Here is a 17,507-nt window from a genome sequence, read left to right on the forward strand (position 1 = left end):
TTCGGAACTCGTCGGCAGCGTCAGATGTGTATAAGAGACAGACTCGCATCGCGGCCGGGACACCTGCGTCCGGCCGCCCGTAAGCGCTCTCGCAGGTCATCGATTTCGTTCCTCGGAATCGACGGGTAGCATTACAGAAGAATCCCGCAGGGATTCTGCGGGTATGCGTGCCGGATCCGCGGACGCGAATCCGGATTCTAGCCTGAGGAAGTACGCTCCGGGCACTCTCGCGGCTTGCCGTTCCGGTTATCGGAACACTGGCAAGCCGCTGCCGTGCCAGGTTATTCCCGCGGACGCGGGAATAACCGTGGTGCCGGAGGAGGGGATCGAACCCTCACGCCCTCGCGGACAGTGGATTTTGAGTCCACCGCGTCTGCCGTTCCGCCACTCCGGCACCGATCCGTCGTGTGCCGGGAATGTAGGAGCGGCGCGGGAAGCGGTCAACACGCATTTCTTGACACCGGGGACCGGTTCCGTGTAGTTTCGCCCCGGCCAGGGGCCCATAGCTCAGTTGGCTAGAGCCACCGGCTCATGACCGGTCGGTCCCTGGTTCGAGTCCAGGTGGGCCCACCAGATCATCTCGAAGGGCGGGTAGCTCAGTTGGCTAGAGCACAAGCTTCACACGTTTGGGGTCGCAGGTTCGACTCCTGTCCCGCCCACCACTCTTTCCCGCCATGTCCGGGCTCCGAGTGATCCCGGAACGACATGCCGGGACGAACGGCGGGGTGTGCCTCCGGGCACACCCCTTTTCGCATCCCCCCGGAGGCTGAATTTGGAAGGCTCTCTCTCGGGTCTCCTGATGCTGCAGGAAGTGGACCTGTTGCTGGACAGGGAGAGGGCGGAACTCGCCGGCATCCCGGGCGAACTGTCCATCGTCGAGGCCGAACTGGCTGCCGCAAGAAACGATTTCGCAGGCGTGGAGAGCAGGCTCGCCGATCTGGCGTCGGCCCAGAAGAAATGCGAGAGCGAGAAGACAGAGGCTCGCCAGAAGCTCGCCGAATACAGGACGAAGCTCCTCTCGCTGAGGACGAATGCCGAGTACAAGGCGATGCTCGAACAGATCGCATATGTGGAGAAGAGGATCGACGACATCGACAGCCGCACGCTCGAACTCATGTACGAGGAGGACGGCACCCGCGGCTCCATCGAGGAGGCGAGGAAGAAGCTCGACAGATACACCGAACGGGCCTCGAAGAAGAAGGAACTCCTGGCGGAGCGCGAGAGATCGCTTCGGGAGGAGATCTCGAGGCTCGAAGGGGACAGGACGGCCCGCGCTGCAGAGGTGTCGGTGAGACTCCTGAGGAAGTACGAGCAGCTCAGGGTGTCGGGCAGATCGAGCGCCGTCGTCGGCCTGGTCAGAGGCGCGTGCGGCGGCTGCCATACCAATGTCCCTCCTCAGAATGCGGTCGAGATCGGCCAGGGTGTCTCGTATTCCTGTCCGATCTGCGGCAGATACGTAGTCGATCTCGACGGGAACCGGCCGCCCGCCGAGGGAGTTTAGGGCAAAGGCAGGGCCGGGCGGGCAGCCGCCCCCTCGGTGGGGAGGAAAGTCCGGGCACCGTAGGGCAGGGCGCCGGGTAGCACCCGGTTCCGGTAACGGAAAGAAAGCGCCACAGAAACGAAACCGCCGCCCGGCGGCAAGGGTGAAAAGGTGGGGTAAGAGCCCACCGGGACCGGGGCAACCCGGTTCGCAAGGCAAGCCTCGCCCGGTGCAAGGCCCAATAGGGAGGGAGTCCTCCGGGACAGGGAGCTGCCCGCTCCCTCGACCTCCGGGTAGGCCGCTAGAGGCTCCGGGAGACCGGAGTCCCAGATGGATGGCTGCCGCCTCATGGCACAGAACCCGGCTTACAGCCCGACCCTGCCCCTTCCCGAGCAAGCGGACCCATGAAGAGGTGGACCGCACGGAATCCAGAGCGTCCGAATCCTGATCCGGGTCTAGCCCTGGATCACGGCCTGCCTCTGCCCATGGCCCTGGTCCTGGCTCGACGCGGGCACGATCCCGCCGGCTTCGGGCGCTTTCTCTCACCCTCGATCGACGACCTCTCGAACTGGGACTCCATCCCGGGCATGCGTGATGCAGCCGCGATCCTGGCCGAAGCCGCCTCCAGGGGAAGCCGGGTGCTGATCTGGGGCGACTTCGACGCCGACGGGCTGACGGCCTCGGCCGTGATGCACGGGGCGCTCGAGGCGGCCGGGGCTGTACCCTCCATACACATCCCCGACAGGATGGAGGAAGGGTACGGACTGGGCGGCAGGGCCGTCGAGATCGCATCGGAGACCGGGGCCGGAACGCTGGTCACGGTCGACTGCGGCATCAACGCCTGTGCCGAGGTCGCGGCCCTCGAATCGGCCGGCATCAGGACGGTGGTCACCGACCACCACGAACCCGGCCCCGAACTCCCGAAGGCTTCGGCGATAGTCGACCCCCGCATGAGCCGTACCGGAGATTCCTGCCCCTGGGCGTCCCTCTCGGGCTCGGGCACCGCCTTCCTGCTCGGAAGGGCTCTCTCGGAGATGACCGGGACTCCCGGGATGCCCGGGAGATCCATCGCCCTTGCGTGCATCGGAACGATCTGCGACATCGTCCCGCTCTCGGGTGACAACAGGATCATCGCGAGACTCGGACTCGAGATGCTCAGGAATGGAGCCTTGCCGGGCATCTCCGCGCTGGCCGCCCGGGCGGGCTTCGATCTGGAGGGCACTACCGGAACCGATGTCTCGTTCCGGATAGGCCCAAGGCTGAATTCCTGCGGGCGCATCGCTTCTGCCGCCCCCGTGCTCGAACTCCTACTCGCCGATTCGTTCGAGGAGGCGGTCGAAGCCGCTGACGAGATGGAGAGGACGAACGACGCCAGGCGGATCCTCGACCGGAAGGTGACGGAGGAGGCCGCCAGGCTCTCGGCCGGTTTCGAGGGCGATCCGGCTCTCTTCCTGGCTTCGCCGGAATGGCACAAGGGCGTGATAGGGATAGCCGCCTCCAGGCTTGCGTCGGAGGAGGGCCGGCCGGTCGTCCTCTGCGCGCTGGACCGGGACGGCGGCGCGAGGGGTTCCGCCAGGGGCGTCCCCGGGATCAACCTCTTCGAGATCCTCTCCTCCATGAGCGGCATGCTCGGGAACTTCGGCGGCCACGCCGGAGCCGCCGGGCTCGAATTCAGGGCATCCGACCTCGGGGAGCTGCGGGCCAGGTTCAACGCCGAGGTCCGTGCGAGGCTGCCGGAGGGCCCGGATGCCGGTTCGGTGCTGCTGGACGGGAGGCTGTCGGAGGATGACCTGACCATGGATCTGGCCAGGGAGCTCTCGAGGATGGAACCCTTCGGCGAGGGCAACGAGGAGCCGGTCTGGATCACGGGTGACGCCAGGCCCGTCGAGTGGAGCAGGGTCGGGGGCGGCAGGCACCTGAGCTGCTCGTTCTCGATCGGAGGCAGGAAGCTCAGGGCGATAGGATTCGGGATGGGAGGGCTCGAGCGTCCGGAGCAGGGTTCGCTCGATCTCGCATACTGCCTGAGGATCGACGAGTTCAGGGGCCGGAGGGAGCTCAGGCTCCATCTCCAGGACGTCAGGCCCTCCAGGAGGTCCGATGGAAGGTCTTGAGGAGGCCGTGGCCGGCTTCTTCGACCACGGCCTCGAGGGCGGGTCGGCCGGGAGGTTCGGCCGGAGGCCGAGGCAGACCGCGATGGCCCTGATTGTTTCCAGATCCATCGAGGACGGGGGCCGGTACATCCTGGAGGCGGGCACGGGGGTGGGCAAGAGCCTGGCCTATCTGGTGCCCTCCATGCTGTCGGGCAGACGCACGATGATTTCCACCGCCACCCTGACGCTCCAGGACCAGCTCTTCCTGAGGGACATCCCCGACGTGGCGGGGCTGCTCTCGATCCCTGCCGGGACCGCGCTCCTCAAGGGGAGGGGGAACTATCTCTGCCTCAGGAAGTGGAGGTCGATGCCACCCTCCGAGATCCCGGCCGACCTCGGGGAATGGCCTGAAGAGACCCTTTCGGGGGATTTCTCCGAACTGCCCGGCGAACCGGACCCCGCCGCGCTGTCGAGGGTGAGGTCGGATTCCCTCGACTGCCTCGGGCCCTCCTGCCCGGCGAGGGCCGGCTGCTTCCTGATGAAGGCCAGGGCAGAGGCCCGCAGGGCCGACATCCTCGTCGTCAACCACCATCTGCTCGTATCCGCCTCCCAGGGAGAGGACATCCTGCCCGACTCCGACGTGCTGATCGTTGACGAGGCCCACAGGCTCGAGGACGCCGCTGCGGAATGCATGGGCCTCACCCTGTCGGCAGGCATGATGATGCCGGTCATCGACGGCATCGCCTGGAGCGATTCCCCTCTGACGGAGAAGGCCGGCTGGCTCTCCTCAGCCCGGATCGTCACGTCCCTGATGGAGGGGCTCCTGGGCAGGCCGGCCGAAACCGCGCACTGGATCCCGGAGGAGCACAGGGAGGATCTGGAGGCCGTGTCGTCGGAGGCCTCCTCACTGGGGGCTTCCATGGCCGGGGCGGAGGGCCTCGCCGGACCTTCCGCGGCCTGCCGGAAGATAGCCGCGACATGCGACTCGCTCCTCGCGGCATCGATCGACGAGAACAGCATCTTCCTCGAAGCCGAGGGCGGACGTCCCAGGATACGTGCGGTACCGCTCGATCCCGGCAGGCTGATCGAGTCCGAGGTCTTCTCGAGGTTCAGGGTGGTGATCGCCACCTCCGCCACTCTTTCCGTGGGCGGGAGCTTCGATTACATGGCTTCCCGCCTCGGGCTCGGCGAACGCGACGGGGAGTGCGACTTCGGGAGCCCCTTCGACTATGCCGACCAGGCGGTCATAACCTGTCCCCCCGGCCTCCCTCATCCCGACGAACACGGCGCCCTGGCCGGCGAGGCCTGGAGGTGGGGGAGCGATCTCGCCTCGATCCTCGGGGGGAGGACGATGCTCCTGTTCACGAGCAACAGGAACCTCCAGCTCGCCGCCTCCGCCGCGCGCGGGTCGCTGCCCCCCGGGGTGAGGATGCTCGTGCAGGGAGAGGCTTCGAGACGGGCCATCCTGGAGTCCTTCAGGAGCGATCCGGGTGCGGTGATCTTCGGGACATCCAGCTTCTGGGAGGGGATCGACCTCCCCGGCGACATGCTACAGGCGGTGGTCATCGACAGGCTTCCCTTCCCTTCGCCGGGCCATCCCTGGACCGCCTCCAGGATGAAGGCCATGGAGGAGGACGGGAGCAGCTCGTTCATGGGCCTGATGCTTCCATCCGCGGTCATCAGGCTCCGCCAGGGAGTCGGGCGTCTCATCAGATCCTCCAGGGACAGGGGGGTCGTGGTGATCCTGGACAGGCGGCTGAGCTCGTCCTCGTACGGCCGGCTGATCATGCGTTCCCTGCCGGCCTTCAGGGGGGTCGCGCCGGACGAGGCCCTGGCCTTCGCACGGTCGATCGCCGGGGCGGACCGCGGCTGATGGACACTGCAGCACCACTCCCCATGCCCGGGCCCGGCGGTCGGCTGGACGCGCCCCTCGCGGCCGGCTGTGCGTTCCACGTCAGGGGGACCTGCGCCTTCCGCGATACGGGGCATGGCAGGATGGTGTTCCTCAGACAGGTTCACGGCGCCAGGATCGTCCGGGATCCGCAGGGCGGGGAGGAGGCGGACGGCATGATCCTTCGCAGGGGGGAGGGCAGGCCCGCTCTGAAGCTGGCCGACTGCGCATCCCTCTTCATCGCCTCGCGGGGATTCCTGGGAGCGGTGCACGCGGGCTGGCGGGGGCTCGCTTCCGGGGCCGTCGAAGCCATCGTGAGGGCGTTCCCCGAGGAGCCGGAGCTGGCGGTCGCCGGACCGTGCATATGCGCCTCCTGCTACGGCGTCGGCGGGAATGTGAGGAAGCTGGTCGTCGACCGCTCGGGCGGGGAGCATCCCGAAGGGAGGCTCGATCTCCGCGCCGCGCTCGTGTCCCAGGCGAGGGCCGCCGGACTGGCGTGCGCCATCATGCATTCGGGACCCTGTACGATGTGCAGGCCCGACATGTTCCATTCCTTCAGGAGGGACGGGACCGGTCTGCGAAACATCGCCTGGCTCGAAGGGTAGAATACCGAGGTTGATCCGGAGCCCGGGCGCGGGCATATTCCAAGCTCAACCATGATTCTCGGACCATCCGGGAGGAGGATATCTTGTTAAGGATCAGTTTCATAGGGCTCTGTCTCCCTCTCCTCGCATGCAGCCAGGCCATCGCATCCGACGCATCGGGCGAGACCTCGGTCGCCGTGGCCCCGTTCGGCTACGGAGACTCCGACGGCCGCTGGATAAGCGACAAGCTGCTCGACAACCTCGAATCCGAGATAGGAGCAGCCTCCGGGTACACCTTCATCTCCGGCGGCGACTTCGAGGACGCCGCCTCCGACCTCGGCTTCAGTTCGAGCGACTTCCAGTACGGCATCCCGCCCGACATCGCCTGCCAGGCCGCATCGGCGGCGGGAGCGGACCTGGTGGTCTACGGGTTCGTCTCGAACGCAGGCGCAGGGAACTACACGGTCTCCTGGAACATCGGGATAGTCGGCTCGGGCAGCACCGTGACCCCCCAGCCCTCGACGGTCATCAAGAACGGCGACGCCGTTTCGACCCTCGCGGGCCAGATGGTCGCCTCCATCTCGCAGGAAGTCGGGCAGCGCGCGCAGAACTCCCTCGACATGGCCGAGTACCACATCAGCACCGAGAACTGGCCGATGGCGATCACCTCCCTGAAGCAGGCCCTTTCGGTCGATCCGGCGCTGCTGGACGCCAACATCCTGCTCGCATCGATCTACATGAAGGCCGAAGTCGACTCCGTCGACAGGGCCGGCGAGATCTACGGCACCATCCTCGCAGCCGACCCCGCCAATTCCGAGGCCCTCGCCGGGCTCGGACAGATCAGCCTCCGCAACGACCTGCCCGAGCAGGCCCGCACCTACTTCGAGCAGGCCATCGAGGCCGATCCCGACAACGCCTCGGCCTATGTCGGCCTGGCCTCCGCGTTCAATGCCATGGGCATGATAGACGAGGCCGTGAACAGCTTCGAGAGCGCCCTGGCCCAGAATCCCCAGAACCTGCAGGCGCGCTATGCGCTCGGCCTGCTGTACGAGCAGCTCGGTGACTACGAGGCCGCGATCCCTCATCTCGAAGGTGTCCTGGCGGCTCATCCGGAGTTCGCCAACCTCAGGCTGAAGCTCGTATCTGCCTATTCGGAGACCGGCAGGCACGCCGAGGCAGCAGACAACGCCATACTCGTCCTCGAAGAGCAGCCCGACAACATGCAGCTCGCGCTCTACACGGCCCAGCTCGAGGCCGCGGCCGGAAGGAGCTCCTCGGCCATCAGCCGCCTCGAGTCCATCATCTCCTCATCGGGCGACAGGCAGGCCTACATGATGCTCGCCACGATCTACCGCGACGGCGGGCAGTACGGCTCGATGCAGCAGGTCTTCTCCAGGCTGCACAGCGCCTATCCCAACGATCCGGTCGCCAACTACATGGTGGGCGCCTTCTACTACCAGAGCGGGACGCGGCAGGCCCAGGTCTCCGAACTGGTGGCCTCCAACATCCCCGTCTGGGAGGAGGCCGTGCAGAACCTCGGGACGGCAGTCTCCTACCTCAACCAGGTCACCGGCTACAGGAGCGGCCAGGCCCAGGAGATGGTCGCCGCCGCCCAGAACGCCATAGCCCTGTGCGAGGAGAAGATAGACAGGGTCCGCAGGTACAGCGAGTAACAATGTCCGGACAGGCGGCCGCCGCAGCCCGCCCGGCTGGGGCGGCCTGCTTCGGGGGGACGCCCTGGAATCGAGATTCGTAGACAGGGTCGAAATCCGCGTAGCCTCCGGCAGGGGGGGCGACGGGATCGTCGCCTTCCGGCGCGAGGCCTTCGTGCCCAAGGGCGGCCCGAGCGGAGGCGACGGCGGGCGTGGCGGCAGCGTGATACTCGTCGTCCGCAGGTCCCTCTCCACACTGCTCGACTTCAGGGGCGGATCCGTCTTCAAGGCCGCGAGCGGAGCGCAGGGCGGAGGCAACCGGATGACGGGGCGTGACGGGAGCGACCTCCTGCTGCCAGTTCCGCCGGGCACCGTCGTGACCGACGCAGTGACGGGAGAGCGCCTGGGCGACCTGGTCGAGGACGGGCAGACACTGATCGTCGCGGAGGGCGGTGTGCCGGGCCGCGGAAACGCACGATTCGCCACGTCCACCAGGCAGACTCCGAGGTTCGCGACGCCCGGAGGCAGGAGTGTCGAGCGGAAGCTGATCCTGGATCTCAAGCTCATTGCCGACGCAGGGCTGGTCGGGCTCCCCAACGCGGGCAAGTCCACCCTCCTCTCGGCAGTGTCCAGAGCCAGGCCGAAGATAGGGAACTACCCCTTCACGACCCTCCATCCCTGCCTCGGCGTCGTACGCATGGGGGAGGGGTTCGACTTCGTGGTCGCGGATCTCCCGGGCCTGGTCGAGGGGGCTTCCGACGGCGCCGGCCTGGGCCTGAGGTTCCTCCGCCATGCCGAGAGAACCGCGATCCTGGTGTTCGTGCTCGCTCCGGACCTCGGGGAGACGCCCATGGAGCAGCTCAGGATACTCAGGTCGGAGATGAGGGCCTACGGAGACTCCTGGAGCGCCAGGGAGATCATCGTCCTTTCAAAGACCGACGTGTTGACCCCGGAGGGAGTCCGGGATAAACTCGAAGGCATGCCGGAAGGCACGATCGCCCTCAGCGCGGCGACGGGAGAGGGGGTGGCACGGTTCCTGGAGGTCCTGGCCCGGGCGGTGTCGGAGACGAGGAATTCGAGGCTCTCGTCGCCCTGTCCCTCGCAAGAGGGGTCGGACGGGTCCTGCTCCGAAGGCTGCTCGCCTCCCTGACCCCTTCCGAAGCACTCGACAGTCTGGGTTCCAGATTCCCCGGAAGCGGCCCCCCGAAGGAAGCCGTGCTGAAGGCCGCCTCCGCCCTCGAGCGCACCGGCAGCGGCATCGTGCATGCCGGATCTCCAGAGTTCCCCTCCATACTCGACGACATCCCCGATCCGCCGGCCATCCTCTTCCTCAGGGGCGACCTCGGCCGTTTCTCCTCGATCCCCTCGGTCGCCGTGATAGGCTCGCGCAGGGCATCCCAGTACGGCCTGCGCGCCGCGCGGGCCCTCGCTTCGGGCATCGCGTCTCGGGGGGTGGGGATCGTCAGCGGCATGGCCAGGGGCATCGACGGCGAAGCCCACAGGGGCTGCCTCGAGGTCGGCGGGTCCACGATTGCGGTTCTCGGCTGCGGCATCGACGTGGTCTATCCGCGTGAACACGCTGGCCTCGCCGAGGAGATCGCCGCGAACGGCGCCCTCGTGACTGAATTCCCGCCCGGCACCCGGCCCGAGGCCTTCAACTTCCCCAGGAGGAACAGGCTGATAAGCGGATTCTCCAGGGCTCTGGTCGTCGTCGAGGCCGGCGACAGGAGCGGCACCATGATCACCGTCGACGCCGCGCTCGAGCAGGGCAGGGACGTGTTCGCCGTCCCCGGCGAGATCACCCGCACCGGCTCCCGGGGCACCAACAGGCTCCTCAGGGAGGGCGCCATGGTCGCGACATGCCCCGGCGACATCCTAGAGTCTCTCGGCATCACAGACGAGCCGTCCTCCGGAGGGGATCCGCAGGCCTCCTGCGGCGACCCGGTGACTGACGCCCTGACGAGGGGCCCGGCCCACTTCGACGAGCTCGCCGGATCGACGGGCATGGAGGCTCCCGAACTGCAGGCCCGCCTGCTCATGCTCGAGATGTCGGGCCGGATCGTACGCCGCCCCGGCGGATTCTACACCCTTCCGTAAAGAGCGCTTTACACCCGCGTCGCCCCTGCTGCTCGATACCCCGGATTCCATGACGCAATACATCACGTAGAATTGATTATTGCGACACCGCAGGGTGGCAGGTTCCTTGCTCCCATGCTGGGCATGAACATGAACCCTGACATGAAGGACCCGTTCATCCGCCCGGACGACGATGCGGGCCGCAGGGGGGCCATGCTGGTGCTGGCCTCCGCGGCGGCGGCGGTGGTGATGCTGTCGGCCCTGCTCCTGCTGGGTTACGTCGGCAGGATGAGGAGCGGGCAGACCGCCCGGGAGAGGGCGGCCCAGGCCGGTCTCACGAGCGCCGGCGCCGGCGAATGGCTGGCGTGGTCCCTCTCCGGGGGAGGGCTCCAGCCGCGCGATCTGGACGGGACGAGCTTCGAATCGGGGGGATTCTCGACCCGGATGGATCTCCTGTCGACCGCCCCCGTACCTCCCGCCTCCGTCACGATCGGGGAATTCCCGGCCGGCACCGCTTTCGTCGCGTCCGACGGCTCCATCAGTCTCCTCACGCCCTCGGGCGATTCGCTGGAAGTGAGGGTCTTCGATCCGTCCGGCCGCGGGTTCGAGCAGCTCCCTCCCGTCTGCGCCCCCGAGGGATCCGTGATCGCCGGAACGGGCTCCGGATCCGGATACCTCTTCGCGGTGATCACGGCAGGTCCCGAGCTTTCGGTGCTCTTCACCGCACGCGACGGTTCGGTGACGAGATGCGCAGCCCCGGCCCCGGGATCCGCCTGGACGGCCGCCGAGGCAGGGCTCCTCGACGGGATGCCTGCGGTCGTGATCTACCGGGCCGACGGCCCCTTCACAGCCATACTCCGCAACGGCTCCCTGCTCACCGGCGGCTCCGCCCTCGAAGCAGCCCTCGGGCTCGATTGCGCCGGAACGCCGGTGCAAGCGGGGGAGGGCCCCTACTCCATCGTGCGCTGCGATGCGGACATGGACGGCGCTGACGACCTGGCGGCCGTCTCCTCCTCGAGGATAACCTGCTTCACCGCCTCGGGAACGGTATTCTCCGACTCGGTCCCCGGGGCCTCTCCCGCGGCATGGGGCTTCAGCAGGGTTTCGTCGGGATTCGTCGTATGCTGGGAAGGCGCCTCCGGACGCACATGGAGGCGCCTGGGCTGGTCCGGCTTCCAGAGCCTCGATCCCGTGGCCGCCCTGTCGGGACCCCGCTGGACCGGTCTCCTCCATGAGGACTGCAACTGTGTGGCGGGTGACGCGGGCGGTCTCCGCATCGCATCCTGCGCGAGCGGCGAATCGATGCTGCTCGCGGAAGGCAGGCCCGTCTTCGCAGACATCGACGGCGGCCCGCCCGACGCGGTCATCTGGAACGGCAGCTCGCTGTCCGTCGTGCTCGACCCCGTGGAAGGCGAGGGTACGGGCTCGCTGTGGAGGCTCTCCACTCTGGAGGAGCAGGGCAGCACGAGGATCGACACGCTGTTCGTCCCCGTCTACATGGACGGCAGCGGAGCCCTCTCGGTGAGGACCGGCGGCGCATGACGGACTCCCGGGCCGGCTATTCCCTGATCGAGACCGTCCTGGCCTCCGCCATCCTGATCGTCGTGACGGGGGCGCTCGCCGTGTCCGTGAAGGCGTTTTCGGACGGCCAGGAGTCGGTATCCTGCAGGGCTTCCTCGCTCGTCATCGCGGCCGACGAGATGGCGGACGCCGAATCGGGGCCCGGTTCCGTGGCTCCGGGCAGCCGGACGGTCGAAGTGGACGGAAGGGAATACTCGATAGACACAAGGCTCGTATCGGAGGATTCGGGCGGTTCCTTCATCGATCTGACAGTCATCGTGACGGTGACCGGTCCCTCGGGAGGACCCGTCACCCTCGAGAGGCGTTTCGTGGAATCGAAAGGAGCGGAATGGAGATGAGGAGTCCCTGCGGAGCGAGGGGCGGTTTCACGCTGGTCGAGGTGCTCATAGCCAGCCTGATCCTCGCCGTCCTCGTGGTGGGCATCGGCTCTTTCTTCGGGCACATCATCACTCAGTCCGTCATCATGGACGACAAGACGCAGGCCCTCGAGATAGCCCGCATGGGCATCGAGGAGATGCGCTCGGTGAGCATGGACACCGTGGCCGACGGCTCCATCGGCCCCGAGGTGACGGACAAGTTCTCGAAGTACGTGATCGTCAGCTCTCCATTCCCCTTGCTCTCGAACGCAAGGCTCGTCCAGTGCCTGGTGGTGTGGACCGGGGCCAACGGCCCCGACTCCCTCTCACTCAGCACCGTCTTCTAGGGGTGGTCGGGATGAAAGCAAACGAGACCAGGAGAGGCATGAGCCTCGTCGAGGTGACCATCGTGATCGTGGTCCTCGGCGTGATCATGGCCGGCGTCTTCATGATGTTCATCAGCGGCACCGAGCACTTCGAGTTCGCCCGCCAGCAGAACGAGCTGGACATGGACGCGAGGATGATCCTGGACAGGGTGTCCAACGAGATCATCTGGGCGGGCTACATGCCCGTCGGTGGATGGGACAACGACGAGTGGCACCCCATCACCAAGGCCACCCCGGACTCGATGTCCTTCTACGCGGACCTGGACGAGTCCGCCTCGCTCGAGCCCACCGACTACAGGCACATCACCCGGATCAACGACCAGGTGAGGATCACCGACGAGGGGAGCAGGACCCAGAACGTCGGAAACGACGTCACCTCGCTCCAGTACGTCTACCTGGACGAGGGGGGCAGCCAGATCCCGTTCCCCATCGACTCCACCTCCAGGGACATGATCCGGCACGTCAGGATCACGCTGATCCTCACGTCCATCCACGGCGACAACGTGCTCCAGACCATCCTGCACACCTCGGTCTCCCCCCGGAACCTCGGGGTGAACCACAACATCGATCCGATGTTCTGGCCCCCCGAGCCCATGAGGGGCCTCATCGTCCTCAACGTCGGCGGTGACAGCCTGAATCCCGCCCCCACCGTCGACGAGGACGAGTTCAGCACGAGGCTGCAGTACTGGGGATACACGGTGCGCGAACTGACCGACGACCAGCTCATCGGCTACGACTACACCGAGGTCGACGCCCTGATCCTCAGGCACATCCCCGGCGGATCGCACTACAACGGCGCCTATCCGACGTTCTTCGCCGACCTGCCCGTGCCGACAATCACCCTGTCGGCCCAGGACGCGGTGGACCTCTTCGCGATGGGCACATCCTACGGCGAGATACAGAACGACCAGATGACCGTCGTGAAGTTCGGCCCCCCGGCACATTTCACCGGCACGTTCGACGTGTACGAGGCGATGACCAACGGGTACCAGTCCGTGCTCACCGGCATGACCCCGGTGCTCGGCGACACCCTCTACCTGAATCCGGGAACGTTCTCCGACTCCTCGGGCGTATACGCCACCAACCTCGAACTCGTGCCCGACAGCCTGCGCCGCGTACACTTCAGCGCGTGGCAGAGCCGAAGCTACACCGAGCGCGGGTGGGAGGTGTTCTTCAACATCGTGAAGTGGCTCGCGATGGACGAGGAGGGCTACCTCGGCACGCCCATCACCACGCTCGAGGACTTCGAGGGCCCGCAGGCCACGGCCCAGGACATCATCGTCTGGAGCGACGACATCGTCCCCGGCGCGGGAACCGACACGACGCAGATTTTCATCGACCAGTTCACGGGAGGCTATGCCTCGAACTGGATCATGGCGCCCCTCGGGGGCGGCAGGATCGACATCTACAACAACTCCCTCCGGATGGACAGGTCCGCCGCCGGGGCCGAAACAAGGAACCTCGCCTCGCTGGGTCTCGACCTCTCTGCATTCGACGAGTACGCAGACGAACTGAGGCTCACCTACCGGTCCTACAGCGGGGAGGGCGCCGCAGACTCCGCCGACGGCGTGTTCTTCAACGACTTCACCGCTACTCAGCTGGCATCCGTAGACTTCGAGTCCGGCATCCCCGCGAGCGTCACCTTCTCGGGCACCGGAGGCAGGTACAGGTACCTGAACACAGCGGGCTGGGGAGGCAACGGCTACTTCGTCACGATGGATGCCAACGTTGATTACACAGCCGGCTCCGAGCGCATGAGGTTGTCCTTCCCGACCGCGGGCGTCTCCGCGGGCGACGCCATCGTGATCTCCTACAGGTTCCACGATCATTCGGACGGATCCGACGCCGGGGGGGCCCCGGGCTGGAACGCGGACTTCGTCGCTTGGAACTCCAGCGGGGCCTACATCCCTCCGACCCTCCTCTACTACCTCAACCCCGGCGGTTTCGACAACTCCACATGGTACACCAGGAACGCCGCGTTCGCGGCGCCGGCGGTCGTACCCGATCCGCTCTACGTGGCATTCGGCTGGTATGGCAGCAGAAGGGCCACCGCCATCAATGCCAACGACGGCATCTCGCTCGATGACATCACCGTCACCGCATACGGCGACAGCACGTACTCCCCGATCGGGACCTGCGCGGGGTCGGCCTCCTGGGCGTCGACTTCCATCGACCTCGACCAGGCGGCCAGGGACAACTCCTATCCGTTCGCTGCAAACTACAGGGTCCTTCTCAGCCAGTCCGGCTCCGGCACCATGCCGGGATCGGGCGGCCGCCTGTGGGACGACGTCGAGGTGACGGTCCTGAGGCCGGGCACCGTCGCCGACGGCTGGCGCCACGGCCGCATGGCCATGAACAGGGTCGACGACTGGAACTTCAAGAACATCATCCCGGCCTTCGCCGACTCGTGGGTGAGCCAGACCTCCTCCGGCAGCAACTACAGCAACAACTCCTACTGCTTCTTGCAGAGCCCCTCGATATCGGTGCCCGACTGGATCGACGCTCCCGTGTTCGAGTTCAGCCACAGGATGCTGGCCGAAGCCGGCAACGGCGACGACGGCGGGTACGTCCAGATATCCGTCGACGGAGGGGTCTGGACCACCCTGACCGCCTCGTCTGGGCTGCTCTACAACTACACTTCCACCGCGAACTTCCCAGGCGGATCAGGGATTCGCATCTTCGGCGGCACTGACATCAACAGCCCCCGGATAGAGAGGGTGGCCCTCGACGCCTACAAGGGGCACACCGTGAGGTTCAGGTTCGTGTTCGGCTCCGACGGCTCCACCACGAACACGGGATGGCTCATCGACAACTTCCTGGTCCACGGCCAGGCCGTGGGCTACCAGATCTCCTCCATCCAGTTCCAGGCCCAGACCGTGCCCGCCGCCTGGAACTACCTGTGCGACGTGTACATGTCCTCGGGCACCGACAGCTCCTTCGCATCGGCGGGCGAATGGGACAAGGCCGCGATGGTCCAGGTGGGCTCCGCCGTGCCCTTCACCGTTGGCACCGGGGGATGGAACACACTGGCGCTCGAGAACCCGTTCGTGCTGTCCCCCGGTGAGAACCTCTACCTGAAGATCGAACAGCTCGACGCCGGCTGGACCGCGAGCGAGATAGACTGGCTCTGCAGCACGGGCGGAGAGATCAGGTGCCGCCAGGCCGAGAGCGACCTTGTCGACCCGATCCTGCTGCTGCTCTACAACAACAGGCCCAACATCAGGCTGGTGACCACCGACGGCGAGCTGGTGGTCGAGGGCGGCACCAATCCGGACGCCTCCGTGCCGCTCAACAACGGCAGCTCGTTCAACGACTGCGAGATGATCTTCACCCCGTCGGAGATGGGCACCGAGGGCAGCGCCGGGGCGTGGACTCACGGCGGGGATCTCGACGACTGGGAGATAGGCACCCCGGTCGTGCTGAGCGTCGATCCGCCCCTGACGTCGGAGAACGGGACGTCGATCGCGGGCACGGACCTGACGGACGACGGCTTCTACAGCCCGGGCGAATGGGCCTGGTTCCTCTCGCCCCCCTACCCGATGCCCGACGAGGCCGCCTACGACAGTGTGGCGGTGCAGGTGTTCAAGTGCCTGCAGAACGCCCCCAACGACGACGCGTTCATCCAGATGGCGTTCACCGACACCGAGGTCCCGCCCGATTCTGCATCCTCGGAATGGGTCACCGTGCGTTCGTACTACGGCGTTGGAGAGGAGATATGGGACTACGAGGCAATCGACCTCACGACGCAGTTCGATGCCGCATGGACCCTGGGCAGGGCATTCTTCTTCATAAGGTTCATGGAGTCCTCCGGCCCGTTCGGCGAACGCGGCGGGTGGAACCTCGACAACATCCAGTTCTTCGCAAGGTAGGAGGCACGGCGATGATCAGGAATCGATCCCGCAGGACAGGCGCCGCGCTGGCGCTGGTGGTGCTGTTCGGGCTTGTGCTCTCGATCCTGGCCGGGGCCGTCTACACCCTGTTCCAGGTGAACGTCAGGAGCCACGCCTACAACAGGGACAGGATACAGGCCAGGTACACGGCCGAGGCCGGCGTGAACCTCTCCGTCCACATGATCATGGGAGGGGCCGACATACCGCAGGGCACCTACCCCGAGCAGTTCCTCCCCGAGCCGCCCGCTCTGGGCTTCTACGACCTCCCGGGCGAGGACCTGGGAACGGTGCGCGTGTTCGTCGACCCGAGCCAGCGGAACGCCGAGGTGGCCACCTCCAACGCGTATGCCGTGAGGGCGCTGGCCCACATCGGTTCGGGCGACTCCACCTACACCTACGGCATGGAGACAGTGGTGCTGCCCGAGAACTTCGCGAGGTTCGCCACCTTCCTCAACGAGCCGCCGCTCGACGGGTACTACGGCGACGGGTACAGGTTCGACGGGCCGTTCTTCGGGAACGGGCCGGTGTGCCTGTGGAGCTCCAGCTCATCGTCCACCAACGACATCTGGTTCTACAGGTTCAGCCTGGCCTCCGACTACTACATCTACGGGACCAGCGGCTCGGGCTCGCACCAGACCTCGCCGCAGTACTCGAACCTCACGGTGCAGCCCATCGAGAGGATGCTGATGGGCCCGCCGTACTTCGAGCTGGGGGTGGACCCCATCCCGTTCGGGCCCGACGAGGTGAACTGGCAGGACGCGCGTGACGCAGCCATCAGCGGAGGGCTGTACCTCACGGCGGCCCAGGTACCCAACGGAACCCGGATGATCCTCAGGGGCGACACCCTCCTGGGCGACACTCTGCTGATGTGCACCTCCGACGGAGGGCCGGTGCAGAGGATCTACATCGGGAGCCTGTCGAACCGCGTGATCTGGATCGAAAACGGGGCGACGGACAGGATCTACCTCAAGAGCTACCCCAATTACTCGCCGTGGTCCGACCCCATATCGCCGGAAGGTATCACGCAGCCCCTGACGATAGGGTGCAACGGCCACGTCTACACCCTGGGACCCCTGCAGTACCACGACCGGAACATCCTCGACATGGACAACACCACGCTGCTGGGGATCGTCATCGTATACGGCGACTTCGTGATAGCGCGGGATCCAGACCTGGTAGGCGGGACGGACTGGCCCCTGAGCGATCCCCTGTGGAAGATCGTAGCCGACAGCGACATCGAGTACGACTGCACTGTCATGGTTCTCAACGGGGAGTTCGTCGCCCAGGACGCCAATTATCCGAACCCTGCCGCAGACTTCATGTTCGTGGGCGGATACATCGTGAACGGCGAGGGCATCACCACCATCGGGACGCGCGGGTGGTACACGGTCATCTACTACGACTCGCGCCTGATGACCATGCACCCTCCGTTCTTCCCCCAGACCGGGAGGTGGGACGTCGGCTACTGGAAGGAATGGCCCGAGCTGACACTCGACCTCCTGGACGACGACCTCTACTGAG

Annotated in this window: 12 protein-coding genes, 3 tRNA genes and 1 other RNA gene; 15 read left to right on the forward strand and 1 reads right to left on the reverse strand. The window is 66.4% G+C overall.

The window, feature by feature from the left end; all coding sequences use genetic code 11:
• Window positions 1–308 precede the first annotated feature (308 nt).
• Window positions 309–394, reverse strand: a tRNA-Leu gene (locus QUS11_11630).
• Window positions 395–496: 102 nt separating this feature from the next.
• On the opposite strand from QUS11_11630, the gene QUS11_11635 reads away from it, so the two are divergent.
• From QUS11_11635 to QUS11_11705, 15 genes are all read left to right on the forward strand, one after another.
• Window positions 497–573 (forward strand) — tRNA-Ile (locus tag QUS11_11635).
• A 12-nt stretch (window positions 574–585) separates the two neighbouring features.
• A tRNA-Val gene (locus QUS11_11640) sits at window positions 586–662 on the forward strand.
• Window positions 663–772: 110 nt separating this feature from the next.
• The gene (locus tag QUS11_11645; GenBank protein ID MDM7993948.1) at window positions 773–1,501 is read left to right on the forward strand and encodes a hypothetical protein; all 729 of its coding nucleotides are present in this window, start codon (window positions 773–775) and stop codon (window positions 1,499–1,501) included.
• Between the two features lie 9 nt (window positions 1,502–1,510).
• Window positions 1,511–1,864, forward strand: an RNA gene (gene rnpB / locus QUS11_11650) — RNase P RNA component class A.
• 20 nt (window positions 1,865–1,884) lie between these two features.
• Window positions 1,885–3,591: a single-stranded-DNA-specific exonuclease RecJ gene (recJ, locus tag QUS11_11655; GenBank protein ID MDM7993949.1), complete on the forward strand. Its 1,707-nt coding sequence runs from the start codon at window positions 1,885–1,887 to the stop codon at window positions 3,589–3,591.
• The gene (locus tag QUS11_11660) at window positions 3,578–5,443 is read left to right on the forward strand and encodes an ATP-dependent DNA helicase (protein MDM7993950.1); all 1,866 of its coding nucleotides are present in this window, start codon (window positions 3,578–3,580) and stop codon (window positions 5,441–5,443) included. Before recJ ends, QUS11_11660 begins: the two co-directional genes overlap by 14 nt.
• Window positions 5,443–6,066: a polyphenol oxidase family protein gene (locus tag QUS11_11665; protein ID MDM7993951.1), complete on the forward strand. Its 624-nt coding sequence runs from the start codon at window positions 5,443–5,445 to the stop codon at window positions 6,064–6,066. Before QUS11_11660 ends, QUS11_11665 begins: the two co-directional genes overlap by 1 nt.
• Window positions 6,067–6,149: 83 nt before the next feature.
• Window positions 6,150–7,718, forward strand: a complete 1,569-nt coding sequence (locus QUS11_11670) for a tetratricopeptide repeat protein (protein ID MDM7993952.1) — start codon at window positions 6,150–6,152, stop codon at window positions 7,716–7,718.
• A 64-nt stretch (window positions 7,719–7,782) separates the two neighbouring features.
• Window positions 7,783–8,847: a GTPase ObgE gene (obgE, locus tag QUS11_11675; protein ID MDM7993953.1), complete on the forward strand. Its 1,065-nt coding sequence runs from the start codon at window positions 7,783–7,785 to the stop codon at window positions 8,845–8,847.
• 65 nt (window positions 8,848–8,912) lie between these two features.
• Entirely contained in the window at window positions 8,913–9,794 is an 882-nt protein-coding gene (dprA, locus tag QUS11_11680; protein ID MDM7993954.1) for a DNA-processing protein DprA, read from the forward strand.
• 123 nt (window positions 9,795–9,917) lie between these two features.
• Window positions 9,918–11,315 carry a hypothetical protein gene (locus QUS11_11685; GenBank protein ID MDM7993955.1) on the forward strand — a complete coding sequence of 466 codons (1,398 nt, stop codon included), beginning with the start codon at window positions 9,918–9,920 and terminating at the stop codon, window positions 11,313–11,315.
• On the forward strand, window positions 11,312–11,692 hold the full coding sequence (locus QUS11_11690) for a hypothetical protein (GenBank protein MDM7993956.1): 381 nt from the start codon (window positions 11,312–11,314) through the stop codon (window positions 11,690–11,692). The genes QUS11_11685 and QUS11_11690 overlap by 4 nt, the downstream gene beginning before the upstream one ends.
• The gene (locus QUS11_11695) at window positions 11,689–12,057 is read left to right on the forward strand and encodes a prepilin-type N-terminal cleavage/methylation domain-containing protein (protein MDM7993957.1); all 369 of its coding nucleotides are present in this window, start codon (window positions 11,689–11,691) and stop codon (window positions 12,055–12,057) included. The genes QUS11_11690 and QUS11_11695 overlap by 4 nt, the downstream gene beginning before the upstream one ends.
• 11 nt (window positions 12,058–12,068) lie before the next feature.
• Window positions 12,069–15,965, forward strand: coding sequence for a prepilin-type N-terminal cleavage/methylation domain-containing protein (locus tag QUS11_11700; protein MDM7993958.1), 3,897 nt, complete (start codon window positions 12,069–12,071; stop codon window positions 15,963–15,965).
• A gap of 11 nt (window positions 15,966–15,976) precedes the next feature.
• Window positions 15,977–17,506, forward strand: a complete 1,530-nt coding sequence (locus QUS11_11705) for a pilus assembly PilX N-terminal domain-containing protein (GenBank protein MDM7993959.1) — start codon at window positions 15,977–15,979, stop codon at window positions 17,504–17,506.
• The last annotated feature ends 1 nt before the right edge of the window (window position 17,507 follow it).

The organism is Candidatus Fermentibacter sp. (assembly GCA_030373045.1).
Classification (GTDB): domain Bacteria; phylum Fermentibacterota; class Fermentibacteria; order Fermentibacterales; family Fermentibacteraceae; genus Fermentibacter.

Excerpts from the sequence above, each read along its gene's own strand:
- recJ (MDM7993949.1), top strand. The coding sequence starts at position 1,885 with ATGAAGAGGTGGACCGCACGGAATCCAGAGCGTCCGAATCCTGATCCG.
- QUS11_11660 (MDM7993950.1), top strand. The coding sequence starts at position 3,578 with ATGGAAGGTCTTGAGGAGGCCGTGGCCGGCTTCTTCGACCACGGCCTC.
- QUS11_11665 (MDM7993951.1), top strand. The coding sequence starts at position 5,443 with ATGGACACTGCAGCACCACTCCCCATGCCCGGGCCCGGCGGTCGGCTG.
- QUS11_11685 (MDM7993955.1), top strand. The coding sequence starts at position 9,918 with ATGAACATGAACCCTGACATGAAGGACCCGTTCATCCGCCCGGACGAC.
- QUS11_11690 (MDM7993956.1), top strand. The coding sequence starts at position 11,312 with ATGACGGACTCCCGGGCCGGCTATTCCCTGATCGAGACCGTCCTGGCC.
- QUS11_11695 (MDM7993957.1), top strand. The coding sequence starts at position 11,689 with ATGAGGAGTCCCTGCGGAGCGAGGGGCGGTTTCACGCTGGTCGAGGTG.
- QUS11_11700 (MDM7993958.1), top strand. The coding sequence starts at position 12,069 with ATGAAAGCAAACGAGACCAGGAGAGGCATGAGCCTCGTCGAGGTGACC.
- QUS11_11705 (MDM7993959.1), top strand. The coding sequence starts at position 15,977 with ATGATCAGGAATCGATCCCGCAGGACAGGCGCCGCGCTGGCGCTGGTG.